The organism is Rhodanobacter sp. FW510-R10, assembly GCF_058781105.1.
Window position 1 is genome coordinate 633467 of the sequence record NZ_JBYSWL010000001.1, and the last position, 25136, is coordinate 658602.

17 protein-coding genes are annotated in these 25136 nt (G+C 66.6%); 14 read left to right on the forward strand and 3 right to left on the reverse strand.

Features of this window, described 5'->3' with window-relative positions; genetic code table 11:
• Nucleotides 1-88: 88 nt before the first annotated feature.
• From AC3WJB_RS02530 to mnhG, 7 genes are all read left to right on the forward strand, one after another.
• Complete coding sequence (locus AC3WJB_RS02530; protein ID WP_492678389.1) at nucleotides 89-1534, forward strand: M20/M25/M40 family metallo-hydrolase; 1446 nt, start codon at nucleotides 89-91, stop codon at nucleotides 1532-1534.
• A 428-nt stretch (nucleotides 1535-1962) separates the two neighbouring features.
• Entirely contained in the window at nucleotides 1963-4851 is a 2889-nt protein-coding gene (locus tag AC3WJB_RS02535) for a monovalent cation/H+ antiporter subunit A (protein WP_492678391.1), read from the forward strand.
• Nucleotides 4851-5192 carry a Na+/H+ antiporter subunit C gene (locus tag AC3WJB_RS02540; protein ID WP_492678393.1) on the forward strand — a complete coding sequence of 114 codons (342 nt, stop codon included), beginning with the start codon at nucleotides 4851-4853 and terminating at the stop codon, nucleotides 5190-5192. The genes AC3WJB_RS02535 and AC3WJB_RS02540 overlap by 1 nt, the downstream gene beginning before the upstream one ends.
• Nucleotides 5189-6799, forward strand: a complete 1611-nt coding sequence (locus tag AC3WJB_RS02545) for a monovalent cation/H+ antiporter subunit D (protein WP_492678395.1) — start codon at nucleotides 5189-5191, stop codon at nucleotides 6797-6799. Before AC3WJB_RS02540 ends, AC3WJB_RS02545 begins: the two co-directional genes overlap by 4 nt.
• Nucleotides 6796-7284, forward strand: a complete 489-nt coding sequence (locus AC3WJB_RS02550) for a Na+/H+ antiporter subunit E (protein WP_492678397.1) — start codon at nucleotides 6796-6798, stop codon at nucleotides 7282-7284. Before AC3WJB_RS02545 ends, AC3WJB_RS02550 begins: the two co-directional genes overlap by 4 nt.
• Complete coding sequence (locus AC3WJB_RS02555) at nucleotides 7281-7562, forward strand: K+/H+ antiporter subunit F (protein ID WP_492678399.1); 282 nt, start codon at nucleotides 7281-7283, stop codon at nucleotides 7560-7562. Before AC3WJB_RS02550 ends, AC3WJB_RS02555 begins: the two co-directional genes overlap by 4 nt.
• A complete protein-coding gene (gene mnhG, locus AC3WJB_RS02560) occupies nucleotides 7559-7912 on the forward strand; it encodes a monovalent cation/H(+) antiporter subunit G (RefSeq protein WP_492678401.1) in 354 nt (117 codons plus the stop codon). Before AC3WJB_RS02555 ends, mnhG begins: the two co-directional genes overlap by 4 nt.
• 213 nt (nucleotides 7913-8125) lie before the next feature.
• On the opposite strand, the gene AC3WJB_RS02565 is transcribed toward mnhG, so the two are convergent.
• Nucleotides 8126-9451, reverse strand: a complete 1326-nt coding sequence (locus tag AC3WJB_RS02565; protein ID WP_492678403.1) for a dipeptidase — start codon at nucleotides 9449-9451, stop codon at nucleotides 8126-8128.
• A 313-nt stretch (nucleotides 9452-9764) separates the two neighbouring features.
• Here AC3WJB_RS02565 and AC3WJB_RS02570 point away from each other — a divergent pair, with 313 nt between their 5' ends.
• Nucleotides 9765-10913: a dipeptidase gene (locus AC3WJB_RS02570; RefSeq protein WP_492678405.1), complete on the forward strand. Its 1149-nt coding sequence runs from the start codon at nucleotides 9765-9767 to the stop codon at nucleotides 10911-10913.
• An 81-nt stretch (nucleotides 10914-10994) separates the two neighbouring features.
• Here AC3WJB_RS02570 and AC3WJB_RS02575 read toward each other — a convergent pair whose 3' ends face one another.
• Nucleotides 10995-12326 carry a cytosine permease gene (locus AC3WJB_RS02575; RefSeq protein WP_492678407.1) on the reverse strand — a complete coding sequence of 444 codons (1332 nt, stop codon included), beginning with the start codon at nucleotides 12324-12326 and terminating at the stop codon, nucleotides 10995-10997.
• Nucleotides 12327-12582: 256 nt separating this feature from the next.
• On the opposite strand from AC3WJB_RS02575, the gene AC3WJB_RS02580 reads away from it, so the two are divergent.
• The 6 genes from AC3WJB_RS02580 (at nucleotide 12583) to pepQ (ending at nucleotide 23865) form a co-directional block, all read left to right on the forward strand.
• Nucleotides 12583-15267, forward strand: a complete 2685-nt coding sequence (locus tag AC3WJB_RS02580; RefSeq protein ID WP_492678409.1) for a winged helix-turn-helix domain-containing protein — start codon at nucleotides 12583-12585, stop codon at nucleotides 15265-15267.
• A gap of 140 nt (nucleotides 15268-15407) precedes the next feature.
• A complete protein-coding gene (locus AC3WJB_RS02585; protein WP_492678411.1) occupies nucleotides 15408-17756 on the forward strand; it encodes a TonB-dependent receptor in 2349 nt (782 codons plus the stop codon).
• 119 nt (nucleotides 17757-17875) lie between these two features.
• Nucleotides 17876-19963, forward strand: a complete 2088-nt coding sequence (locus AC3WJB_RS02590; protein ID WP_492678413.1) for a hydantoinase/oxoprolinase family protein — start codon at nucleotides 17876-17878, stop codon at nucleotides 19961-19963.
• A complete protein-coding gene (locus AC3WJB_RS02595) occupies nucleotides 19960-21687 on the forward strand; it encodes a hydantoinase B/oxoprolinase family protein (protein WP_492678415.1) in 1728 nt (575 codons plus the stop codon). The genes AC3WJB_RS02590 and AC3WJB_RS02595 overlap by 4 nt, the downstream gene beginning before the upstream one ends.
• A 53-nt stretch (nucleotides 21688-21740) precedes the next feature.
• The gene (locus AC3WJB_RS02600) at nucleotides 21741-22490 is read left to right on the forward strand and encodes a hypothetical protein (RefSeq protein WP_492678417.1); all 750 of its coding nucleotides are present in this window, start codon (nucleotides 21741-21743) and stop codon (nucleotides 22488-22490) included.
• A 52-nt stretch (nucleotides 22491-22542) separates the two neighbouring features.
• Nucleotides 22543-23865: a Xaa-Pro dipeptidase gene (pepQ, locus tag AC3WJB_RS02605; protein WP_492678419.1), complete on the forward strand. Its 1323-nt coding sequence runs from the start codon at nucleotides 22543-22545 to the stop codon at nucleotides 23863-23865.
• A gap of 92 nt (nucleotides 23866-23957) precedes the next feature.
• On the opposite strand, the gene AC3WJB_RS02610 is transcribed toward pepQ, so the two are convergent.
• A complete protein-coding gene (locus AC3WJB_RS02610; protein WP_492678421.1) occupies nucleotides 23958-25013 on the reverse strand; it encodes a glycosylasparaginase in 1056 nt (351 codons plus the stop codon).
• Nucleotides 25014-25136: the final 123 nt, after the last annotated feature.

Sequence of the window (25136 nt, forward strand, 5' to 3'; positions counted from 1 at the left end):
TTCGCGGGCCGGGGAACAGCTGGCTATTCTTGGGTGGCGCACCAGGCGCGGCCTGGCGCGCCACCCCTCGAGGCCCGGCGAGACGCGCATGAACAAGACTCCGTACGTCCTGTGGCCAAGTGCCTTGGCCTTGGCGCTGGCTTCATTCGTTGCCAATGCGGCGCCGGCCATGGCCGGGCTGTCGGGACCGCTGCCGCCGGAAGCGAACCAGAAGATTGCCCACGACATTTTCCGCGACCTGGTGGAGATCCGTTCGGTGCACGAGGTCGGCACCCAGGGCACGGCCGATGTCATCGTGAAATACCTCAAGGCAAACGGCTTCACCGATGAGGAAATCCATGTCGTCCCGGAAACCAGATACCCGCACCAGGTGAACGTGGTGGTGCGCCTCAAGGGCAAGGGACAGGGCAAGCCGGTGATGTGGATCTGCCATATGGACGTGGTGGACGCGCGCGCCCAGGACTGGAGCGTGCCCCCGTTCAAGTTCACGCAGAAGGACGGCTATTTCTATGGCCGAGGCACGGCGGACATGAAGGACGAGGACGCCGCCGTGGCCGCCGCGCTGATCCGGCTCAAGCGCGAGCACTATGTGCCGGATCGCGACATCGTGGTTGCGTTCACCGCCGACGAGGAAGTCGGCCTGGAGCAGGACGGGCCGCAGTTCCTGGTGCGGCAGCGCAAGGACCTGGTGGGCGACGTGGGCCTGGTGATCAACCCCGACGGCGGTTCGGGCGAGATCCGCAACGGCAAGCGTCTCGACTTCGCGGTCGAGACCGTACAGAAGACCTACATGACCTACCGCATGGAGACCACCAACAAGGGTGGCCACTCCTCCGAACCGCGCCCGGACAACGCCATCTATCAGCTTGCCGGCGGCCTGGGCCGGCTCGCACACTATGTCTTCCCGTACAAGACCAACGCCACTACGCGCGCATTTTTCGCAGGCATCGCGCGGGAAGCCGACGGGCAGCGCGGGATGGATCTGCTGGCCTTGTCGAAGGCGCCGGTGGACACGGCCGCCGCCGCGCGCCTGGCCCAGGATCCGGCGATGAACGCGATCCTGCACACCACCTGCGTGGCCACCATGCTGCAGGCCGGCGTACAGGAGAATGCGCTGCCCTCGAGCGCGACGGCGACGATCCAGTGCCGGGTGTTCCCCGGGGAAAGCGCCGAGCAGGTGCGGAGCACACTGGTCAGGGTCGCCGCCGATCCCACGATCAAGGTGAGCCTGGCGGACCCGGTCATGCCGGCGCCGGAAACCGTGCCCGACGCCAAGGTCATGGACGCGGTGGCGGCCGTGGTGCACGGCATGTGGGGCAAGGACATCCCGGTGATGCCGATGATGGCGGCCGGGGCCAGCGACTCCATCTTCACCCGTGCGGCCGGCATCCCGAGCTATGGCGTGGGCGGAGGCTGGAACGACGTCGACGACATCCGCATGCACGGCCGCGACGAGCGCGACGCCATCGGCAACTTCTACCAGACCGTCGAATTCACCTATCGCCTGATGCACCAGCTCACGACCGCATCCTGACCGCGCGTCCCCGGCTCCGCAAGCCCTCGCTCGTCATCCCCGCGCAAGCGCACTGCTGTCCGGAACGTTTTGAGAAAGACCTCGCCATCCCCCCATCTCGTCATTCCCGCGAAAGCGGGAATGACGCCGGGGGTGTTTTGGCGTTTTGGCGCGATACCGTAGATGAGGCAAAGGCGGTTCCGAAAACGTTCCGGACAGCAGTGCGCGCAAGCGGGGATGACGCCGGGGTAAGTGGCGCGGGGAGGGCAAGCCGGCCGTCGGATCGGCGGCGCACGCCTTTCCGCGTTTGACCACTGCTATAGAATCGAGGGGCAATGCGCCGGGCGGCCCGCGTGCGGCGGCTTGCCGAATCCTGCGCTGGCCGGGTGGCCAGCCAGCGCACGACGCCACGGCTTCTGACCGAGCCTACGACGGACGCCCGACCGACCGTGCCAAGCATCGTCCTCGCCCTGCCCTTCCTCGCCAGCATCCTGGTGTATGCGCTGGACAGCCGTGGACGCAACGTGGCGGTGGGCTTGCTGGTCGGCACCGCCCTGATTGGGCTGCTGCTGTCGCTGGCCATGTATCCCACCATCGCCGCCGACGGCGTGCTGCGCCAGACATTTACCTGGGCGCCTTCGCTGGGGCTGGACTTCAGCCTGCGGGTGGATGGCTTCAGCTGGTTGTTCATGCTGCTGGTCTGCGGCATCGGCATGCTGGTCGGCATCTACGCGCGGTACTACATGCCGGCGGACGACCCGTTGACGCGCCTGTGTGCGCTGCTGCTGGCGTTCATGGGCGCGATGCTCGGCATCGTGATGTCCGGCAACGTGATCCAGCTGGTGTTTTTCTGGGAGCTGACCAGCCTGACCTCCTTCCTGCTCATCGGCTACTGGCATCACGGCGCCTCGGCGCGCGACGGCGCGCGCATGGCGTTGATCGTCACCGCCGGCGGCGGCCTCGCCCTGCTTGCCGGCATGCTGCTGCTCGGGCACATCGTGGGCAGCTACGAGCTGGACACGATCCTCGCCGCCGGCCCACTGGTTCGTGCCCACCCCTGGTATACGCCGACCCTGGTCCTGATCCTGCTCGGCGCGCTGACCAAGAGCGCGCAGTTTCCGTTCCACTTCTGGCTGCCGCAGGCGATGTCGGCGCCGACGCCGGTGTCGGCCTACCTGCATTCGGCGACCATGGTGAAGGCCGGCGTGTTCCTGCTGCTGCGCTTCTGGCCGGTGCTGGCCGGTACCGACGAATGGTTCTGGCTGGTCGGCGGTACCGGCCTCATCACCCTGGTCATGGGCGCGTGGGCGGCGATCTTCCAGCAGGACCTGAAAGGCCTGCTGGCCTACTCGACGATCAGCAACCTCGGACTGATCACCATGCTGGCCGGCCTGGGCAGCGCCTTTGGCGTGGTCGCGGCCATTTTCCACATCGTCAACCACGCCACGTTCAAGGCGTCGCTGTTCATGGCCGCCGGCGCGGTGGATCACGAAACCGGTACGCGCGACCTGCGCCAGCTCGGCGGCCTGCGCCAGTTCATGCCGATCACCGCCACGCTGGCCCTCGTGGCCGGCGCGGCGATGGCCGGCGTGCCACTGCTCAACGGCTTCCTGTCCAAGGAAATGTTCTTTGCCGAGGCCTTGACGACGCGCAACGGCGCGTTGTGGGACGCGGTGCCGGCGGTGCTGGCGGTGGCTGCCGGCGCGTTCGCGGTGACCTACTCGCTGCGCTTTGTGCGCGACGTGTTCTTTGGCCGCGCGTCCACCGCCATGCCGCGCCAACCGCATGAGCCCCCGCGCTCGATGCGCGTGCCGATCGGCCTGCTGGCACTGGCGTGTCTGCTGGTCGGCATCTTCCCAAACCAGGTCATTGGCCCATCGCTGCACGCGGCGGCAAGCGCGGTGCTCGGCCCGCGGCTGCCGATGTATAGCCTCGCGGTCTGGCACGGCTGGAATGCGCCGCTGCAGATGAGCATTGCCGCCACCGTCGCCGGTTGCCTGCTCTATCTCGCCCTGCACCAGTACCCGCAGCGCACGGAGCGCACGCCGCTCATCGGCGGGTTGAGTGGCAAGCGCATGTTCGAGCGCGCGCTCACCGTGCTCGGCGCGGACCTGCCGCATTGGCTGCTGGCACACCTGTTCCCGACCCGGCGCCTGCAGACCCAACTGCTGCTGATCGTGCTCAGCGCCCTGCTGGTCGGCGGCCTGGCCGCAAACAGCGCGCCCATCGTCAGCATGCCGCACTGGGACAGCATCGATCCTGCCTTCGCGCTGCTGTGGGTGCTCGGCGCGGCATGCGCGATCGGCGCTGCCAGGCAGGCGAAGTTCCACCGTCTCGCCGCGCTGGTGCTTACCGGCGGGGCGGGACTAGTGTCGTGCGTGAGCTTCGTCTGGCTCTCGGCGCCAGACCTGGCGGCCACCCAGTTGCTCGTGGAGGTGGTGACCACGATCCTGATCCTGCTCGGCTTGCGCTGGCTGCCCAAGCGCATCGAGGGCATCTCGCCAGACGCCCCGCTGACGCGGACCAAGCGCTATCGCGACCTGCTGGTGGCGCTGGTCGCCGGCGCCGGCGTGGCCAGCCTCGCCTACGCGGCCATGATGCATCCGGTGGCGGACTCGATCTCGCGCTATTTCCTCGAACACGCCTACACCCATGGCGGCGGCCACAACGTGGTCAACGTGATCCTGGTCGACTTCCGCGGCTTCGACACGCTGGGGGAGATCAGCGTGCTGGCGATCGTCGCACTGTCGGTGTTCGCCCTGCTGCGCCGCTTCCGTCCAGCCGCGGAGAGCATCGACGCTCCGCAGCGGCAACGCCTCGAGGCCCGCGCCGCGGCGGCGCCGGAACGCGCGGTCGACCATTCGCTGATCGACTACCTGGTGATCCCCGGCCTGATCATCCAGCTGATGTCGCCAGTGATCCTGTTGTTTGGGGTGCACCTGTTCCTGCGTGGCCACGACCTGCCCGGTGGCGGCTTTGCCGCCGGCATCACGGTGTCGGTGGCGCTGATCCTGCTGTACATGGCGCGCGGCGCGCGCTGGGTGGAAGCGCACTTGCGCGTCCTGCCGACGCGCTGGATCGGCGTCGGCCTGCTGCTCGCCGTGGGCACCGGATTGGGCTCGCTCGTGGTTGGCCATCCCTTCCTGACCTCGCATTTGTTCGAGTTCGAGTTGCCGCTGCTGGGGCAGCTGCCGTTCGCCTCGGCGATCCTGTTCGATCTCGGCGTGTTCTGCCTGGTGGTGGGCGCCACTACGCTGATGCTGATCGCGCTGGCGCACCAGTCCCTGCGCCGCACGCGGGCGGCGGCCGCGGCCGGCGCTGCGGCGGAGGGCCACTGATGGAACTGGTGCTGGCCATTGCCATTGGCGTGCTGATCACTTCGGGCACCTGGCTGCTGCTGCGCCCGCGCACGTTCCAGGTGATCATCGGGCTGACCCTGATTTCCTACGCGGTGAACATCTTCATCTTCGCCATTGGGGGCCTGCGCACCGGCGCCGACCCGGTGCTGCACGCGACGGCCGGCGACCTGGCGCAATACACCGATCCGCTGCCGCAGGCGCTGGTGCTGACGGCGATCGTGATCGGCTTTGCCACCACCGCCTTGTTCCTGGTGGTGCTGCTGGCCTCGCGCGGCCTGACCGGCAACGACCACGTCGACGGCGCGGACGGCACGCCATGAGCATGCACCTGGTCATCGCCCCGATCCTCCTGCCGCTGCTGGTCGCCGCGCTGCAACTGCTGGCCGGCGAGCGGCGGCGACGCACGGTGGTGGCCTTGAGCCTCGCCTCGTGCCTGGCGCTGGTGGCGCTGGCCACGACGCTGCTGCTGGCCGCCGCGCGGCACGATGGCGGTTCGCTGACCGCGGTGTACCGTATTGGCGAGTGGCCGGCGCGCTTCGGCATCGTGCTCGTGGCCGACCGCCTGTCCACGTTGATGCTGCTGCTGACCGCCGTGGTGGCACTGGCCACCCTGCCCGCCGCGCTCGGCCGCTGGCAGCATCGCGGCAATTATTTCCAACCGCTGTTCCAATTCCTGCTGATGGGCCTGAACGGGGCCTTCCTCACCGGCGACCTGTTCAACCTGTTCGTATTCTTCGAAGTGACCCTGGCCGCCTCCTACGGGCTGGCATTGCACGGCTCGGGCGCGCAGCGGGTCAGCGCCGGCCTGCATTACATTGCCGTCAACCTCACGGCCTCGATGTTGTTCCTGCTCGGGGTCAGCCTGATCTTCGGGGTCACCGGCACCTTGAACATGGCGGCGCTGGCCGAGCTGATCCCGGGCGTACCGGCACATACCCGGGCATTGCTGCATGCCGGGGCGGCGATCCTTGGCGTGGCGTTCCTGATCAAGACCGCGATGTGGCCGCTCGGCTTCTGGCTGCCGCGCACCTATGCCGCCGCCGCACCGGCGGTGGCGGCCATGTTCGCGCTGATGACCAAGGTCGGCATCTATGTGCTTTTGCGGCTCAGCCTGCTGTTGTTCGGCAACGATGCGGGCCCAGCCTCCAGCCACTTCGGCAGCGACTGGCTGCTGTGGGGTGGCGTGGCCACGATTGGCGCCGGCACGATCGGCATGCTGGGCGCGCGCGACCTCGGCAAGCTGGCCGGCTACAACGTCGTGATTTCCTCCGGCACCCTGCTTGGCGCGCTCGGCCTGCAGCAAAGCACGGTGACTGCCGGCGCGCTGGCGTACCTCGTGATCTCCACCCTGGCACTGGCCGCGTTCTTCCTGGTCGCGGGCTTGCTCGCGGTCGACGACGACGATGACAAGACCGACGACAACGTCGTGCTCGAGCCCTACGACCCGGCCGACGCCACGGGGCGCGGCGAGGGATTGTTTGCCGACGAGGACGAAAGCCGGGTCGTCATCCCGGCGCCGGTGGCGATGCTGGGGGTGAGCTTTTTCGCCTGCGCGGTACTGCTGTCCGGGCTCCCGCCGCTGTCCGGCTTCATGGCCAAGTTCGCACTGCTGGCGCCGATGCTGGATGGCCAGGTCCGGCCTGGTGCGCTGGCGCTGTTTGCGATCACGATCGCGGCCGGCTTTTGCACGGTGATCGCGATGTGCCGCGCCGGCATCCAGATCTTCTGGACCGAGCCCGAGCGGCCGTTCCCGCAGGCGCGGGTGACCGAGGTCAGCGCGATCGTGCTCCTGCTTGGCCTGTGCCTGGTGCTGACCGTGGTGGCGAAGGCGCCGCTGGATTACCTGGGCGACACCGCACATCAATTGCATGCACCATGGCACTACATCCAGGCCGTGCTCGCGCCGCCGCCGGAGTCCATGCCATGATCCGGCGCTGGCTGCCCTACCCGCTGCTGTCGCTGCTGCTGGCCGTGATCTGGCTTGTGCTGAACCAGAGCCTGGCGCCCGGCACGATACTGCTGGGCGCCCTGCTTGGCATCGGCCTTGGGCGCGCCTACCACGTGCTGGAGCCCCCCAAGGCGCAGGTCCGCAACTTCCTGTTGTTGGCCCGCCTGGCGCTGCGGGTCATCGGCGACATCGTGCGCTCAAACTTCGCCGTGGCGCGCCTGGTCATGCGCCGCGATCGGCACATGCATTCCGGCTTCGTCGCCATTCCATTGACCCTCACCGACCGCCATGGCCTGGCCGTGTTGGCCGGCATCATCACCTCCACGCCTGGCACGATCTGGGTCAGCCACGACCCCGACTTGAACCTGCTGCTGATCCACGTGCTCGACCTGGGCGACGAGCAGGCCGCGATCGATGCCATCAAGCAGCGCTACGAGCGCCCCCTGCTGGAGATCTTCCAATGAGCCACCTCGTGCTTGCCGCCTCGATCGTGATCGCGCAAATCCTGCTGCTGGTGGCCATGGGCTGCTCGATCGTGCGCATGGCGCGGGGTCCGCGCGCGCAGGACCGCGTGCTGGCGCTGGATGCGCTCTACGTCAACGCCATGATCCTGCTGCTCACGATCGGGATCCGCACCGGCAGCCTGCTCTACGTGGAAGCCGGCATGATCATTGCCCTGCTTGGTTTTGCCGGCACGTTCGCCCTGGCGAAATTCCTCATGCGCGGCGAGGTGATCGAATGAGCCATCTCGACGCCCTACCGCCGTGGGCGGCCATCCTGGTCGCGATCCTCATGCTGCTCGGGGCCTCGTTCGCCTGCATCGGCTCATCCGGCCTGCTGCGCCTGAAAAACTTCTATCAGCGCGTACACGCGCCGACGCTCGGCGCCACGCTCGGCACCTATTGCATGCTGGCGGCCTCGATCACCTGTTTCTCCGTGCTGCATGGGCGCCCGATCTTCAACGAGATCCTGATCGGCGTCTTCCTTACCCTGACCACGCCAATCACCCTGATGCTGCTGGTACGCACCGCCCTGCACCGCGACCGCGAGGAAGGCGCGGACTACGTGCCAAAATCCCCACACGAGCCGTAAGCAGCACGGTGAGCCCTGCTGATCGGATTGTTTTCGGAAGCGTGCCCTCTAGCCTCCAGCATCGCTCCATGACAACGAAACACTACCCCGGCGTCATTCCCGCGAAAGCGGGAATCCAGTGCCTTTGCCCTTGCCAGTTACTCGAAGGCACTGGATCCCCGCTTTCGCGGGGATGACGGAAGAGGGAGTGACGAGGTCAAGTGACGGGAGAGCTCACCCTTCCGTGCCGGCCGTCTGGCCGTCCATGGCCAGCGTCGCATGCGACGGTGCTTCGGTGGCCTGCAGGCGCTTGGCGACCGCTTCGGCCTGGCGCATCACGCGCAGCAGGTTGTTGCCGGCCAGGGCCGCCAGGTCGTCGTCGGACCAGCCACGGCGCGCCAATTCCACGAACAGCGCCGGATACTTGTCGACCGCTTCCAGCCCCACCGGGATCGAGCCGATACCGTCGAAGTCCGAGCCGATGCCGACGCTTTCCACGCCTGCGATCTTGCGGATGTGCTCGACATGGTCGGCGACCTGGGCGAGCGTGGTCTTGGGCTGCGGATGCTCCTGCAGCCACTGCGCGAGCGCGGCGCCGGCGCGGTCGGGCTGGCCGGCGTACTGGGTGTCGAAGCGCGCCTTGGCGCCGGCCCGCTCGGCGTTCCAGTCGTTGTCGGCCTGGGAGATGAAGGTCGGCAGGAAGTTCACCATGACGATGCCGTGGTTGGCCTTGACCATGGCCAGCACGTCGTCCGGCACGTCGCGCGGATGATCGTCCAAGGCACGCGCGCTGGAGTGCGAAAAGATCACCGGCGCCTGTGTGGCCTGCAGTGCGGCACGCATGGTGCTGGGCGCGACGTGGCTGAGGTCGACCAGCATGCCCATGCGGTTCATCTCGTGCACCACGGCACGGCCGAACGCGGTCAGCCCGTTGTGCTTCGGCGCATCGGTGGCCGAATCGGCCCAGTCGGTGGTGCGCCCGTGGGTCAGGGTCATGTAGCGCACGCCGAGCAGGTAGTAGTCGCGCAGCACCGGCAGGGAGTTGTCCATCTGGTGGCCGCCCTCGACCCCGATCAGCGAGGCGATGCGCCCGGCCTTGTGGATGCGCACGATGTCGTCGGCCGTATAGGCCATTTCCAGGTCCTTGGGATACTTGGCCACCATCGTGCGGATGATGTCGATCTGCTCCATGGTGCGCTTCACCGCCGCCGGGCCGGTGATCGTGGCCGGGATGAAGGCCGACCAGAACTGCGCCCCGAGCTGGCCCTTGCGCATGCGCGGGATGTCGGTCATCAACGACACCTTGCCCACGCCGCCACCACGCAGCTTGCCCTGCAGGTTCGTGGTGTCGGCGGCCAGGTCGATGTTGCCGACGTTGTCGAAGCCGTTGCGAATGGCACCCGGCAGGTCGTTGTGCCCGTCGGTCAGCGGCGTGCGGGACAGCACCCGTTCGACCCGCTTCTGCAACTGGGCATCATTGGCGGTCGACGGGGCACCCTGGGCGAATGCCGTCAGCGGCACGGCCAGCAGCAGGCAGGCAAGGATGGGAAGCTTGGTCATGGCGTGGTCAGGCTCCGGTGGAAAGAACCCGCAGTATTGCAGATACCAGCTACCCGGTTGGTGCGCGCCGGCACGGGGGCAGGAGCATCTTCCAGCGAAGGATTCCCAATCCCCGCGAAAGCGGGGGGGGGGGCGCTTTACAACAGACAAATGTCTGGTCATCCAGTGCCTTCGACCGGGCCGACTCCCCTGCGGGCGTCCGGCGGCGCACTCCAGTTGTACGGCGATGCAGGGCCGCCAATACGTACAGCTGGAATACAGGCCAGCCGCTGCGTACAGTGATGCGTCGCCTCGGTCCTTACGGGAAACACCCATGCCCCTCAACCGCCGTCAATTCCTGGCGACCTCAGCTGCAGCCCTGGCCTCCGCCGCCACGCTTGCCTTGCCCGCCCTGGCCAACGCAGACAGTCCCAGTCCAACCGGCGACCCACTTGCCGGGCTAACGGTGATCAACGCGCTGGGTGGCATCGGCGATCCGAATTTTCCGGACGCCCGGCCGTGGACACTCACGCCGCGCATGCTGGCCGACGCCCGCGCCTCCGGCGTCACGGCGGTGAACTGCACGCTCGGCTATGTCGCCGGTCCACAGGAACCGTTCCAGAAGTCCGTGGCCGACATCGGTCGCTACGACGTGATGATTCGCCAGCATCCGCAGGACCTCGTCAAGGTGCTCTCGGTCGCCGACATCCGGCGGGCGAAGGCCGAGCACAAGATCGGCCTGATCTACGGCTTCCAGAACGCCGCGCAGATGGGCGACGACGCCTCGCGCGTGGACATCTTCGCCGACCTCGGCGTACGCGTGATCCAGCTCACCTACAACGTGCGCAACCAGCTTGGCGATGGCTCCATCGTGCCCGAGGGGCGCGGCCTGACCGCATTCGGCCACGAGGTGGTCGAACGCCTCAACGCGAACCGGATCATGGTCGACCTCAGCCACTCCGGACGGCAAATCTGCCTGGACGCTGCCCACGCTTCCACCCAGCCGATCTCGATCAACCACACTGGCTGCCGCGCCCTGGTCGACCTGCCGCGCAACAAGACCGACGAGGAACTGCGCCTGGTCGCCGAGAAAGGCGGTTTCGTCGGCATTTATTTCATGCCCTTCCTGAGCCCGACCGGCCACGCCACGGCGGCCGACGTGGTCGCCCACATCGAACATGCGCTCAAGGTCTGCGGCGAGGATCACGTCGGCATCGGCACCGACGGCAGCATCACGCCGATCGACGACCTCCAGGCCTACGCAGCAGCCCTGGCCAAGGAGCACGCAGACCGCGTCGCCAAAGGCATCGCCGCCCCCGGCGAGCGGGCGGACACCCATCCATTCGTCGACGACCTGCGCGGCCCCGACCAGTTCCGCAAGCTGTACCGGCTGCTGGCCGCCCGTGGCCACGGACCGGCGCGCATCGGGAAAATCCTGGGCGGCAATTTCGTGCGCTACGCCAGCGAGGTCTGGGGCGCGTAACGCGCTGCGCCAGACCGACGGCGCGGACTATGAATACGTTCATCGGCCCGGCGCTGTCCAAGCTGAATCAGGCCCCATAGCTCAGGACGGAGGGTTGCCGCGGCTGGGCGTACCGGAGCGGCCAGAGGAAAGCTTCATCCGGAACCAGTGCAGTGCCAGGGGCGGCAAGCAGACCATTACCGCCAACGCGCCGAGGATCGAATCCAGGGCCGGGATGTCGGTGAGCCGGAACCAGGCGCGACTGCTCGCTATCCCTACCCCGGCACCGACGATCCACGCCGCCACCGCGACCCACGCCAATCCTGGACCGGCGAGCGGGCCCGATCCGGCTTTGCGCAAGGGCACCAGGACCACGTAGCACTGCACCGCCGCCACCGGCGGCAAGCTGATGCTGAGGACCTGGAGAAACGACATGAAGAACTGCTCGGCATGGAGCACGGCCAGCAACGCCCCCAGGCAGCCGGCGGCGACCACCACGATCCGGAAGCGCAGTTTCGGGAACAGGGTGGCCAGCGACAGGCAGCCGGAGTAGAGGCTGGCCGAGGCATCCATCCATGCCGCCAGCAAAAACACCAGCAATGCCGGCAGGCCAATGCCCAGCGAGACCATGGCGAGGATGACGTCGTCCTCGTGCAGCAAGGCCATCGGCAAGGCCGACATCAGCAGGCTGAGCGGATACACCGCCCCCAAGGCCACGAAAGTCGCCAGCGCCGCCCGTCGCGGGCGGCGTACAAAGCGTCCGTAGTCCGGCTGGATCACGATGCCGACGATGTAAGAACCCACAATGGCAGAAACGGCATCGCCGAACGTCAGCGCCCCGGAGCCACTAGCCAGCGGTGTGGCCAGATCGGCCTGGTGCAAGGTCATGACCACCGCAGCCACGAGCATCACCACCGCGCACGGCACGACCACCTGGCCGAGTCGCTCCAGGCCCAGGACGCCCTTCAATACCACCAGCGTTATCAACGCGGTCAACGGCACCGAGACCCACGCCGAGCCGACATGGACGGAAAAAATCTTCTGCACCAGTTCGGTGGTGGTCGCGCCAAACAGACTGGTGATCACCGCGAACCAGCCGATCAGGGAAATCGCCAGCAGCACCCGGACCGCCTGGCCGCCCCAGAACCCGAACGTACGCTGCGCCAGCAAGGCCACCGACATGCGCATCCGTGCGCCGACATAGACGCTGACGCCGCCCAACACCCCGCTGATCCCCGCCCCGACACCGAAGGCCAGCAGCGCTTCCCGCAGGCCGAGCCCGGACACCACCAGGGAGGCCAGGATGAACACGGACAAGCCGAAGCAGGCTCCGGAGACGATGAAAAACACCTTGAGCGCCGACCCGGTGGCTTCGGTCGGTACGGCGCTGTGGGCGAATTCCTGCGCGGATTCGACAGCTGCCGGCTCACTCATCGAATTCTCCGTTTGGACATCTCCCCCGCAATCGTCGCTGGCGCCTTCACACGACTGATATACTCGACCGCTCGGGCAGTGGACTCGCAGTATGGTGCTCACTGCGAACCCAAAAAAAGCTCATCGCCGGGTAGCTTTTGCAGATACTGTTCCGGGCACTACCCGAAAGGGTGGCAACGACACACTTGCTTGGCGTCACTGGCACCAGACGTCGCGTTGATCAGCACCCAAGGATCCGTATGGTGCTTCCGGTACCGTGTCGACTGCACTGACGACCAGCATCCTCTCGATCGGCAAGTTCGAGCCGCCGGGCCAGCGCGTCGCGCTGACTACGCGAGCGGCGTTGCTGCGGCGCCTGTCCGCATGGCGCGAGCACGCCCTGACCCTGGTCCTGTCGCCGCCCGGCTTCGGCAAGACCACCCTGCTCACCCAGTGGTACAACCAGCTGGCGAGCCAACCCGGCGTGGCGGCGGCGTGGCTGACCTTGAACGAGGACGACATCGAACCGTCGCGCTTCGTCGCCGATGTCATCCTCTCGCTCAAGGTCGCCGGGCTGGACGTCGGCGCCCTCGAGGCCGTCGCCGAAAACGTGCTGCTCGAAACGCCGGCACGGGCCATAGCCTTCAACCTGCTCGACAAGATCCACGCCAGCGAATCGGCTGTCGTCCTCATCCTGGACGACTACCAGCGGGCCGAGTCGACCGGTACCAGCGAGATCGTCGAAACCTTGCTGTGCCACCCGGCGAGCAAGCTGCACCTGGCCATCAGCTCGCGGGCCTCGCCATCGATCCACCTCTCCACCCTGATAGCGCGTGGCGTGGTCCAGGCCGTGAGCACCTCGGACCTCACGCTCTCGCCGAGCGAGTCGGAATTGCTGTTCGACGGCGTGCTGACGCCGGCGGAACACGCCGCGCTGTACTCGCGCACCGAAGGCTGGGCGGTGATCTCGCAACTGGCACGCATCTGGATACAGCGCGGCACCGAGCGCGAAAGCCCGCTGCTCAAGTTCGACGGTCGCCACTCCGAAGTCGCCAATTACCTGAGCGAGCAGGTGTTGGCGGACATGGCGCCAAACGCAAGGCAATTCCTGTTGGATGCGTCCCTGTTCGAGCGCTTTTGCCCGGCGCTGCTGGACGAGGTGCGCGAGTGCAACGACAGCGCCACCTTGCTGAGCCAGCTTTTCTATCTCGATGCCCTGCTGGTACCGATCGACCAGCAGCGGGACTGGTTTCGCTTCCACCCGTTGTTCGGAGACTTCCTGCGCGACCATGCGCAGGTCCACGATCCGCTGCGGGCACGGGCGCTACGCCTGCGCGCGTCCAGCTGGTTCCTGCGCAACGGCGACCTGCTCGAAGCGGTGCGGCAGGCGGTTCGCTCCGGTGACGTCGCCTACGCCGTGGACCTCATCGATCAGGCCGGCAGCTGGCAGTTGATCATGAGCCGCGGGATCGGTTTCGTCAGCAACCTGATGAGCCTGTTTCCCGCCGCGGCATTCGATCAGTACCCGTTGTTGTCGATCGTGCGGGCGTACCTGTGCATCAAGCGTGGCCAATGGGCAGACGTGCAGCAGTACCTGGGCAAGGCCCGCGCCATCCTGGGACCGTCAGGCGGGAAATACAGCCGCGAGTACACGATCGTCAGCGCCCTGGACAGCAGCTATTTCGACGAATCCTCCGGGCGCAGGCAAATGCTCCAGCTCGATCGCTTCGTGCAGACCCTGGGCGCCGACGACCATGTCATCCGCGCCACGGCCTACGCGGTATGCGCGCTGGAGGCCATCGCCCTCGCCGAGTTCGCCAAGGCGCAGCAATACAGCCAGGCCGGAGTGGAGGACATGCATGCCGGCAACTGCATCGTCGGCGCCACCTACTGCATGTTCCACCTGGGACAGAGCCACTACTACCAGGGCGAGTGGCAACGTGCGGAAGATGTCTTCGCCGAATCGCTGAAGATGGCCGTAGCGAATTTCGGCCGCGACAGCATGCTCAAGGCCGTTGCCGACAGCCTCTCGGCCCGGCTGCTCTACGACCGCGGACGGCTGGCCGAGGCCAGCACGCTGGTCGAGACCTCGCTGGACGTCATCGAGCACCAGGATGGGTGGTTCGACGTCTATGCGGCAGCCTACGAAACCTCGGTGCGCGTCGCCTTTGCCACGCAAGGACCCCAGAAGGGCTTCAGCAAGCTGCAACACGTACGCACTTACGCGAAGGTGCGCGGCCTCAGCGAGCTCGAACACCTGGTCGAGGCCTGGCAGGTTGAATATCAGGCCGTGGAGGATGGCAGGCTCGGCGTCCCGGCATCCCGCGCCACGCCCGACTCGCAGCAGGCGGCCCGTTCTGGTGCCAGCTGGCGCGAACGCCATGCGTGGACCCTGGCCTTGATCCGCCATGCACTCGCCAACGCCCAGCACGCCCGCGCATTGCAATTGGCCGGTGCGGAGATCGTGCGCTGCACGGCCGAAGGGAGACGCGCACACGCCGCCATGCTCGATGCCTTGGCGGCAGTGGCATTGAAGGCCCAGGGGCATCCATCCGCGGCCAGCGAACGTGTCTCGCGGGCACTGGACTTTGCCGTGGCTGCAAATGCGGTCGGCATGTTTTTTCAATTGGGCGCCACGGCCAAGTCGCTCATCCACGATGCCCTCAGCGACACCGGCACGGTGCCCGCGATGGGTCCACGGCGCGAATTTCTCCTGCATGTCCAACATGCGCTGCGCATGCGGCAAAGCGCGACGGATACGCAACTCAGCAGCCGCGAACTCGAGGTCTTGCGTGCCCTCTGCCAAGGATGCTCGAACAAGTCGATTGGCCGTCTACTCGGGCTCTCCGACAACACCGTGAAATTCCACCTGAAGCATCTGTACCGGAAGCTCGGGGTAACCTCGCGCACGGCAGCGATTTCCAAAGCACAGGAACAATCACTGCAGCCCGACGTCGGCTGAGAGGCGCACCTACCCACGTGGGTAGGTGAAGCCCCGGCACCTGCCATCCCTACCCGCAACGTCAATAGACAATTCCGCGTGGTCGTCCTACTGCTATGGGGGTAGCGCCATTCGCCTGCCCATCGCACGGAGGACCACCAATGAACTTGTCGTCCCAACGTCGCCCATCACGCCACGGGGAAATACGGCTCGCCTCACTGGCACGACCTGGGTTGGGCTTGACCCGGCTCGGCCTCGGCATCGCCCTTGGGCTGTGCGGGACACTGGCGTTGACCCAGCAGGCGATCGCTGCACCCTCCGGGACCGACACCGCGGGACAAATCCAGTCTGGGCAAACCACCGCCACCGCCGCCGCGAAGGACAGCGACACGAAGCGCTCCAGGCCGAACGCGAAGAACAGCACGACGCTCGGAACCATCACCGTGACGGCGCGCGAACGCTCCGAATCCATACAGAACGTGCCGATCGCGATCACCGCCTTCACCAGCCAGCAGATCATCGATGCCGGCATCCAGTCACCGGCAGACTTCGTTCAATTGACCCCGAACGTGAGCATGGTGGCGGCGCAAAACCGGGGCACCGACTTCCTGACCGTCCGCGGCATCAGCCAGGTACGCAACGGGCAACCGCCGGTGGCCACCGTCGTCGACGGAGTACAGCAGGTCAGCCCCAACCAGTTCAACCAGGGCTTGTACGACATCCAGAGCATCGAAGTGCTCAAGGGCCCGCAAGGCGCGCTGTATGGACGCAACGCGGTCGGCGGCGCGATCCTCATCACCACCAAGCCGCCATCGGCCACTCCCGAAGCCTGGGTGCAACTGGGCGTGGGCAACGGCAACAGCCGGAGCGGCTCGTTCAGCCTCAGCGGCCCGATAGGCAACGGCCGCGTCCGCTACCTGGTAGCCGGCATGGACGACTACTTCGGCGGCCTCATCGAGAATACCTACCTGCGCAAGCCCGTGGACGGCGTGACGGACCAGGGCCTGCGCGCCCGCCTGACCGCGGACATGGGCGACCGTTTCACCCTCGACACGCAGGCCAACTACTCGCGCAGCATCGGCCACGCATTGCAATACGTCTTCCAGCCGCTCTTCGGCATCGACGACGCCAACGACACCTCCATACCGATCACTTCCAACAATCCCGGCTACGACCGCCGCGTACTCGGGCACTTCTCGACCAAGGGCGACTACCGGACCGATTTCGGGACGCTGACCTCGGTCGTGGCCCTCGACCACATCAACGAGTACTACGACGGCGACAACCTCCCATACACGCCCGCCATTTCCGCGAATGCCCCTCTCGGCCCAGGAACGGACGGGACGCAGAACCAATACGTGGACACCAACGCCGAACAGGCGGAATTGCGCTTCACCTCGCCTTCCGACCAACGCCTGCGCTGGATCGCCGGCGCCTCGTACCTGCATACCCGTACCTACCTGTCCACCACGACCGGGCTCGACCTGGGCCTGGGTATTGCCCACGTGCAGAAATTTCCCGCCCCGGCCGACAGCATCAGCCCCACCACCGCATTCTTTGCCGACCACAACACCGAGAACACCGCCTCGGTATTCGGGCAGGTGGCCTACGACCTCACCCCGCAACTCGAGGCCGACCTGGCATGGCGCTACGACCGCAACACCCACAGGCAGCTGAATGCCGCGCCGGTAGCCTTCGATCCGAATTCCGGCCAGGTACGCCGCGCGACCTTCAGCAAGGGCCAACCGAAGTTCACCTTGACCTACAAGCCGGACAGCAGCTTCACGCTGTACGGCAGCTACGGCGTGGGCTTCCGCGTCGGCGGCTTCAACCAGAGCGGCACCGGCGCACTGGCGGCCACGGTGGGGGTACCCGGCGTTTCCGACGAGTACCAGCCGGAAACCGCCAAGACCGCCGAACTCGGCTTCAAGAGCCGGCTCGCCGACGACCGGCTGGAAATCCACGGCGACGTATTCGACACCCAGGATCGCAACCAGCTGTATTTCGTCTTCGTCGGCGACCTCGGCGCGCAAGTGCTGGCCACGATCGACAAGGTCAAGCTGCAGGGCTACGAGCTCAGCGCGCAATACCGCGTGGTCGACGACCTGACGCTGTTTGGCGACTACGGCTATACCCAGAGCAAGATCAAGCGCTACACCCTCAACCCCGATGACGTCGGCAACGTCGGGCCCTATACCCCGCGGTACACCTCGGATGTCGGCCTGCAATATTCGCCGACGCTGAGCAACAGCCTCAACGGCCTGTTCCGCGTCGACTACCAGGTCATCGGCCCGCAGTACTGGGATCCGGAAGACAGCACCCAGCGCGACGCCGTCAAGCTGCTGGGGCTCAGGGCCGGCATCTCCAACTGGGACGGCAAGTGGACCGCAACGCTATGGGCCAAGAACGCGACCAACACTCGGTACAACGCCGAATACGTACTGGGCGGCTTCACCCAGATCGCCGAGCCACGCAGCTACGGCATCGACTTCCGCTACAACTTTTTCTAGATAGGCGCGGCGCACAAGACGAAACGACAGCCTACTGACCTTCACGCCAATCGGCCCGGCACACCGTATCGGGCGGTGTGCCGCCGGCCCCGCCCGGCACGCTTTGCCTGGAATCACACATGAGCATCGACAACGCCATCCACGTCGCCACGGATATCGGCGGCACCTTCACCGACCTGGTCTGCTTCTACACCGACAAAGACACCGGCCGCGGGCACATCGTCACGGCAAAAACGGATTCCACGCCGCCCAATTTCGAACAAGGCGTGCTGAACGTCATCCGCAAGGCCGGAGTCCAGGCGGCGGACATTGCCTTCCACGTGCACGGCACCACCGTGGTCATCAATGCGCTGGCCGAGCGCAAGGGGGCGAAGGTCGGGTTCATCACCACGCTGGGCTTTCGCGACTCCATCGAGATCGCACGCGGCAACCGGCCGGATTTCTTCAATCTCTCCTACCGCAAGCCGGAGCCCTTCGTGCCGCGCTACCTGCGCCGCGAAATCCCCGGCCGGCTGGCGCCCGACGGCAGCGAACGCGAACCGCTCGAGCTCTCCACGCTGCCAGCCATCATCGACGACTTCCGCCGCGAAGGCGTGCAGGCCGTCGCGATCTGCCTGTTGAACTCGTACGCCAACGCGGCACACGAAAAGCAGGTGCTGGACGAAGTACTCCGCCTGTGGCCGGAGGTATCCGCGGTGGCCTCCCACCAGATCATCCGCGAGTGGCGCGAGTACGAACGCAGCAGCACGACCGTATTGTCTGCATACGTCCAGCCGATAGCGGCGCGGTACCTCGCGGACCTGAAGCGCGGACTCCACGAGGACGGCTTTCGCGGCTCCTTCTACGTGATGCAATCGAATTGCGGAGTGGACTCGATCGAGCACGCACGGGAGATCCCCATCACCATGGTCGAATCCGGCCCGGCCAGCGGCTTCTGGGGGGCCGCGGAGTTGGGACGCCTGATCGGCGAGCCCAACGTGCTGGCCATCGACATCGGCGGCACCACCGCCAAGTGCTCGCTGATCGAGAACCACCAGGTCAAGATCCTGACCGACTACTGGATCGAGCGCAACGAGAAATCCGCCGGCTACCCGATCATGGTGCCGGTGGTGGACCTGGTCGAAATCGGCAACGGCGGCGGCAGCATCGGTTGGCTGGACGAGATGGGAAAGCTGCACGTCGGGCCCCAATCGGCCGGCTCGATCCCGGGGCCGGCTGCCTATGGCAACGGCGGCACGCAGGCGACGACGACCGACGCGAACCTGTTGCTGCGCAGGATCAACCCCAACTTCTTCTGCGGTGGCGCGATCACCGCGGACTTGCCCGCGGTGGACCGCGCCTTCGCCGAGCTGGCGGCCGGCCTGGACATGACCCCGAGGGAGGTCGCCCGGGGTATCGTGCGCATCGCCAACAACAACATGGTGAACGCCCTCAAGCTGGTGTCGATGAATCGCGGCCATGATCCGCGGGATTTCGTGCTGGTGGCGTTCGGCGGCGGTGGCCCGATGCATGCGGTGGCCCTGGCGACCGAGCTCAACATCCACAAGGTGGTGATTCCCTATGCGGCAGACGTCTTCAGCGCCTGGGGCATGTTGATGTGCGAGCTGCGCCGCGACTACTTCGTCACCCGGGTCGCCAGCCTGGAGGCATCCCAGGCGCCCCACATGGAGCAATGGCTCGGGGAGATGACGGCTACGGCATTGCAGCAACTTGCTGCCGAAGGTTTCGACCGGCAGCAGGTAAGGTTCCTGCGCTACGCGAAACTGCGCTACGAAAACCAGGAGCACCACGTCGAGGTCGCCTTGCCGGATGGCGCATTCGACGCGTCCGGCATGCGGCAGCTGGTCGACGCCTTCCACGTCGCCTACGAGCACGAATACACCTACCGGCTGGACGCGGCGGTCGAGCTGGTCGGGTTGCACCTGGTGGCCCTGGTCGACGTCGGCAAACTCACTCCGGCGAAGCTGGCGGTGACCGGCCGCACGCTCGCCGCGGCGCGCAAAGCTCCGCGCGAGGTCGACTACGACATGCAGGGCGTGCATGAGGCGGCCATCTACGATGGCGTGCTGCTCGAGCCGGGAATGAACTTTGCCGGTCCCGCCGTCGTCGAGACCTCAGGCACGACCGTGCTCATCCATCCGGGCAACCGGGTATCGGTCGACGACTACGGCAACTTGCATATCGAGATCAGCGGGGTGGCGGCATGAACAAGATCGACAAAGAAATCGCGGCGGCCGGCGCCATGCCGGCGCGGGAAAATGCCGGGCGGCCCGCAAGCCACCGGGCCGACGACCAGATCACCATGGAGATCATCCAGAGCTCCCTGCAGTCGATCGCCGACGAGATGTTCGCGGCCATGCGCAAGACGGCCATGAGCGCGATCATCTACGAAGTGCTGGACATGGGTACCGGCATCACCGACGCGCACGGCAACCTGGCGTCCAGCGGTGCGGGAATCCCCGGCTTCGTCGGCGTGCTCGACAAGTCGGTCAAGGCCATCATCGAAGCCCATGCGCGCGAGCATATTTACCCCGGCGACATCTTCATCACCAACGACCCGTATTTCGGCGGCGTCACCCACCTGAACGACACCGTATTGTTGATGCCGGTGTTCGCGGCCGACGAAATTGTCGCCTGGACGGCCGACATCGCCCATTGGACCGACATCGGCGGTGCGGTACCGGGGTCGCTGTCGCCCAATGCCAAGGAGATTTTCCAGGAAGGCATACGTTACCCCGCCATCAAGCTCTTCGAGCGCGGGGAATTGCTGCGACCGGTGTTCGCGATCATGAAGGCAAACAGCCGCCTGCCCGCCCTCCTGGAAGGCGACATGTGGGCCGGCATCGCCGCCATCCGCATCGGCGCCAAGCGCATCCAGGGCCTGGTCGAAAAATACAGCAAGCCGCTGTTCCTGGAAGCGATGGGACAGTTCATGGATTACGGGGAATCGGTATCCCGCCGGGGCCTCGCCAGGCTGCCCAAGGGCCGCTTCACGATCGAGGAAGAGCAGGACAGCGGCGTGACCTACAAGGCCACCATCGACATCAGCGACGACCGCTTCGTCGTGGATCTCAGCGACAACCCAGCGCAGGACAGCGGCCCGAACAACGTCAGCCGCGACGACAGCATGGTTTCGGTGCAGATGCTGTTCAAGAACGTGACCGATCCCAACGGGGTCGCCAACGGCGGCACGTTCCGCCCGATCGAGTTGCGGACCCGGGAAGGTACGGTGTTTGCGGCCAAGGCACCGGCGGCCGTCGGCATCTACTACGAAGTCGGGATCCGCCTGTACGACCTGCTCTGGCGCTGCCTGGCGCCGTACCTGCACGATGCGCTGCCGTGCGGGCATTTCTCCAGCATTTGCGGCACGTTGATCGGCGGGGTCAACCCGGATACCGGCCGCTGGTTCAGCATCATCGAGCCCGAGGTGGGCGGCTGGGGGGCCAGTCATGCCGCGGACGGCAACAGCGCCATGTTCAGTGCCATGCATGGCGATACGTTCAACTGCCCGGCCGAGATCGCCGAGTCCCGCTACGGCCTCTATGTCGACCAGCTGTCGCTCAACGACGAGCCCGGCGGCGAAGGCGAGTTCCGTGGCGGCAAGGGCATCGTCCTCGACTACCGGGTACGTAGCGACGGCTGCTTCCTCACCGCGTCGTACTCGCGCAACAAGCATCGGCCATGGGCCATGGCTGGCGGCCTGGAAGGATCGTCCAACTACATCCGGGTGATCCGCGCCAACGGCGAAGCGCAGGACTTCGCCATCGCCGACGTGCTGCAGGTCGACCAGGGCGATGTCATCCGCATCGTCACCGCCAATGGCGGCGGCTACGGCGACCCGGCGAAGCGGAAACCCGAGGCGATCGAGTCGGACATCAAGAACGGCTACCTGACCCGGGACCGGGCGACCGCGGTGTACCACCATCGCTGACCTACCGGCCCATGTTCACGGATAGCGCATGGCGCAACGAATTCGGTTCGCTGATGCGACTCGAGGCCGGCGCGGGCGGCTGGCTCAGGGGCCTTTACCGCTCCACGACCGGAGCCAGCGGCGACTATCCCGTCGTCGGCTTCATCGAGCCCGGCGCAACCGCGCCGGGATGGGGCCGGGCCATGGCGCTGGCCATCAGCTGGCGCCAGCTCGATGAGCCGGTGGACGAGGACGGTACCCATTGGGTGTCGGGGCTGTGCGGCCAACTCATGCCCACGGCGGCGGACGGACGCATGACGCTGCTGCACAACCTGGTCGTTTCAACCTCGGACACGCCGCTGCACCGCCTCGGCTTTCATCTCGACAAGCTGGGCTACGAAGCTACGACCAAGCCGGACCTTCCCTCCGCGAGGCCCGACGGACGCAGCGGCATCGCCGCGGACCATCCACTGTCCGGCAACTGGGCCATGGCCTCGGGCGAGCCCAGGATGCGACTGGAACTGCAAGTAACGGAGCACGGCGAAGTCCTCGGCACCTGGAACGAAGGCGGAATCCATCCGCAACACGTCCCGGGTGAGCTCCGCGGTTTCACCGACTGGATGGCGCCGATGCCACCGTTGCGCAGCGTGACGCTCTGCGGCTGGTCGGCGCAGCGCCGGTGCGCCTGGAACCTGTCCGGCTGGCTCGAGCCGGGAAAGGCCGATCTCCACCTGCTCCAGCTCTGCAGTTACGGAACGGAGTACGGCGAGCGCTACCTGCAGACGCAGGTGCAAAGCCTGCACTTCCACCGGCCGGGCGGATAATGCCCTTTCGACCGATCGTCCGCCGTTCCCCTCGCTACACAAGAAAACCGCCATGTCCGCGCAACTCGACACGCTTTATCCCGACCACCTGCGCACGCTGTGCACACGCGCGGACCAGGTCCTCGCGCGTGCCGGCTACGACCACCTGCTGATCGGCGCCGGCCTGCCACCGCTGAAGTTCCTCGACGACCAGGACTATCCGTTCGTCGCCAGCCCCTGGTTCCGGCACTGGCTGCCGCTCACCGACGCCCCCGGCAGCTGGATCGTGCATACGCCGGGCAGCCGGCCCAGGCTGGTCTTCGTCCAGCCACGCGACTACTGGCATGTGGTGCCACAGACGCCAGACGCCTATTGGACGCGCGAGTTCGAGCTCTGCATCGTGCCCAGCGCGGCCGAGGCCCTCGCGCAGCTGCCGGCCGGCCACAACGCAGTGATCGTCGCCGACGCGGCGGCGCAGGGCTTCGCGGCGGATCCGGACCTGGGCGGGGTACTCGACGCGTTGAATTGGCAGCGCAGCAGCAAGACTGCGTACGAGCTCGAGCTGCTGCGCGAAGCCAACCGTATCGGCGCGCGCGCGCACCGCGCCGCCGAGCACGCGTTCCGCACCGGCGGCAGCGAGCTGGACACGCATCTCGCCTACCTCGCCGCGGCGCGCCAGATCGATGCGGAGCTGCCGTATGCCAGCATCGTCGGCATCAACGCGCACGGCGCGATCCTGCACTACTCGGCCTTCGACCGGGCCGCGCCGGAGCGCAGCCATTCGCTGCTGATCGACGCCGGTGCAAGCTGCGCCGGCTACGGCAGCGACATCACCCGCACCCATGCAGCGACCAAGGCCTGGGAATTCCAGGCCCTGGTCGATGCCGTGGATGCGGCGCAACAGGGCTTCGTCGCCAAGGTACGTGCCGGACGGGACTATGCGCAGCTGCACCTGCACGCCCACCTGGTGCTTGCCGGTATCCTGCGCCAGCAGGGCTTCTTCCGCATGAGCGCGGAAAGCGCCGTGGAGTGCGGTGTCAGCCGCGCGTTCTTCCCGCACGGCCTGGGCCACATGCTCGGTGCGCAGGTGCACGACGTCGCCGGCCAACAGCGGGACGAGACGGGCGGGCGCATCGAGCCACCGACAGGCCATCCGCACCTGCGCATGACCCGCACGCTGCAGCCGGGCATGGTGGTGACCATCGAGCCTGGCGTCTACTTCATCGACATGCTGCTGGCCGAGCTCCGCGAGCAATCCTATGCGAGCGACCTGGATTGGGTACGCATCGGGCACTTCCGCCAGTTTGGCGGCGTGCGCATCGAGGATGACGTGGCATGCACCGAAGGCGCGCCCGAGAACCTCACCCGGGACGCATTCGCGCGGGTTGAGCCTTGACGGGGAAAGGGTTCACGCAGCTCTCCCTCCCCTGACGGCTTCCTCGTCGAGAAGAGGGTCGGGGTGAGGGGTGCTGTTCGCGTACGGTGCGATCAGGAATAGCTCGTCTCGTAGACACTGTCGACCGGCACCAGGCCATCCTGCTTTTTCGCGTCGCACACGGCATAGCTGAAGCCATGCTGGATCGCGTAGGCGCCGACTTCCCCGGCGCGGTTCATGGCCAGGAAGCCGACCTGGATGGTCTTGGACTCCTCGCGGCGGCGCTTGACGATGCGCAGCACCGCCTCCTTGCAGGCCTCGTGCGGGGAGCGGCCTTGTCGCATCAGCTCGACCACCAGGAAGCTGCCGGCGTTGCGGATCACTTCCTCGCCGACGCCGGTGGAGGTGGCACCGCCGATTTCGCCGTCCACGTACAGGCCGGCGCCGATGATCGGGCTGTCGCCGACGCGGCCGCGCATCTTCCAGGCCATGCCGCTGGTCGTGCACGCACCGGCCAGGCGGCCCTGCGCATCGATCGCCAGCATGCCGATGGTGTCGTGGTTGCCGGCGCCACCGGGCATGCCCATACCGGCCCCGCCGGACTTGCCGTAGTCGCGCACTTCGCTGTTGATCGCGGGCTGGTAATGCGCCGTCTTCAGCCACTCGTGCCAGGCCGCCTCGGCCTCGGGCGTCAGCAGGTTCTGCTGCTTGAAGCCCTGCTCGATGGCGAACTGCAGCGCGCCCTCGCCGACCAGCAGGACGTGCGGCGTGCGTTCCATCACCCGCCGCGCCACGCTGATCGGATGCTCGATGTTCTCCAGCGCGGCCACCGCCCCGCAGTTGCCGTCGGCGTCCATGATGCTGGCATCAAGCGTGACGTGGCCGTCGCGGTCCGGATAGCCGCCCTTGCCGACACTGTGGTTCTTCAGGTCCGACTCGGGGACCTGCACGCCTTTCTCCACCGCATCCAGGGCGTGGCCACCGGTGCCGAGGATCGTCCACGCCGCCTTGTTCGCGGCGACGCCAAAATCCCAGGTCGAGACCACCCGCGCCACGGTGCTTGGCGCGCCCTGCGGCTCGGGTCCTGCAACGAGCTTGCCGCTGCGTGCCAGCAGCGGTACCGAAGCGCCGAGCAGCGACGCCTTGAGGAAATCCCTGCGATTGGTCATGGCGTTCCCGATCTCCCTGGTATTCGTTTTCAACCGCCGTCATTGCGCACCCGCGGACCACGATGCAAGGTCGTCCCCGAGTCACGAAAGGCGCCGGATGACCAGCTTCGCCGTTGTGGAGCA

Bases quoted from the DNA above. Each gene is read 5' to 3' on its own strand.
- pepQ (WP_492678419.1), top strand. From the start codon at position 22,543: ATGTCCGCGCAACTCGACACGCTTTATCCCGACCACCTGCGCACGCTG.
- AC3WJB_RS02565 (WP_492678403.1), bottom strand. From the start codon at position 9,451: ATGACCAAGCTTCCCATCCTTGCCTGCCTGCTGCTGGCCGTGCCGCTG.
- AC3WJB_RS02590 (WP_492678413.1), top strand. From the start codon at position 17,876: ATGAGCATCGACAACGCCATCCACGTCGCCACGGATATCGGCGGCACC.
- AC3WJB_RS02555 (WP_492678399.1), top strand. From the start codon at position 7,281: ATGAGCCACCTCGTGCTTGCCGCCTCGATCGTGATCGCGCAAATCCTG.
- AC3WJB_RS02570 (WP_492678405.1), top strand. From the start codon at position 9,765: ATGCCCCTCAACCGCCGTCAATTCCTGGCGACCTCAGCTGCAGCCCTG.
- AC3WJB_RS02595 (WP_492678415.1), top strand. From the start codon at position 19,960: ATGAACAAGATCGACAAAGAAATCGCGGCGGCCGGCGCCATGCCGGCG.
- mnhG (WP_492678401.1), top strand. From the start codon at position 7,559: ATGAGCCATCTCGACGCCCTACCGCCGTGGGCGGCCATCCTGGTCGCG.
- AC3WJB_RS02585 (WP_492678411.1), top strand. From the start codon at position 15,408: ATGAACTTGTCGTCCCAACGTCGCCCATCACGCCACGGGGAAATACGG.
- AC3WJB_RS02600 (WP_492678417.1), top strand. From the start codon at position 21,741: ATGCGACTCGAGGCCGGCGCGGGCGGCTGGCTCAGGGGCCTTTACCGC.
- AC3WJB_RS02540 (WP_492678393.1), top strand. From the start codon at position 4,851: ATGGAACTGGTGCTGGCCATTGCCATTGGCGTGCTGATCACTTCGGGC.
- AC3WJB_RS02545 (WP_492678395.1), top strand. From the start codon at position 5,189: ATGAGCATGCACCTGGTCATCGCCCCGATCCTCCTGCCGCTGCTGGTC.
- AC3WJB_RS02610 (WP_492678421.1), bottom strand. From the start codon at position 25,013: ATGACCAATCGCAGGGATTTCCTCAAGGCGTCGCTGCTCGGCGCTTCG.
- AC3WJB_RS02530 (WP_492678389.1), top strand. From the start codon at position 89: ATGAACAAGACTCCGTACGTCCTGTGGCCAAGTGCCTTGGCCTTGGCG.
- AC3WJB_RS02550 (WP_492678397.1), top strand. From the start codon at position 6,796: ATGATCCGGCGCTGGCTGCCCTACCCGCTGCTGTCGCTGCTGCTGGCC.
- AC3WJB_RS02575 (WP_492678407.1), bottom strand. From the start codon at position 12,326: ATGAGTGAGCCGGCAGCTGTCGAATCCGCGCAGGAATTCGCCCACAGC.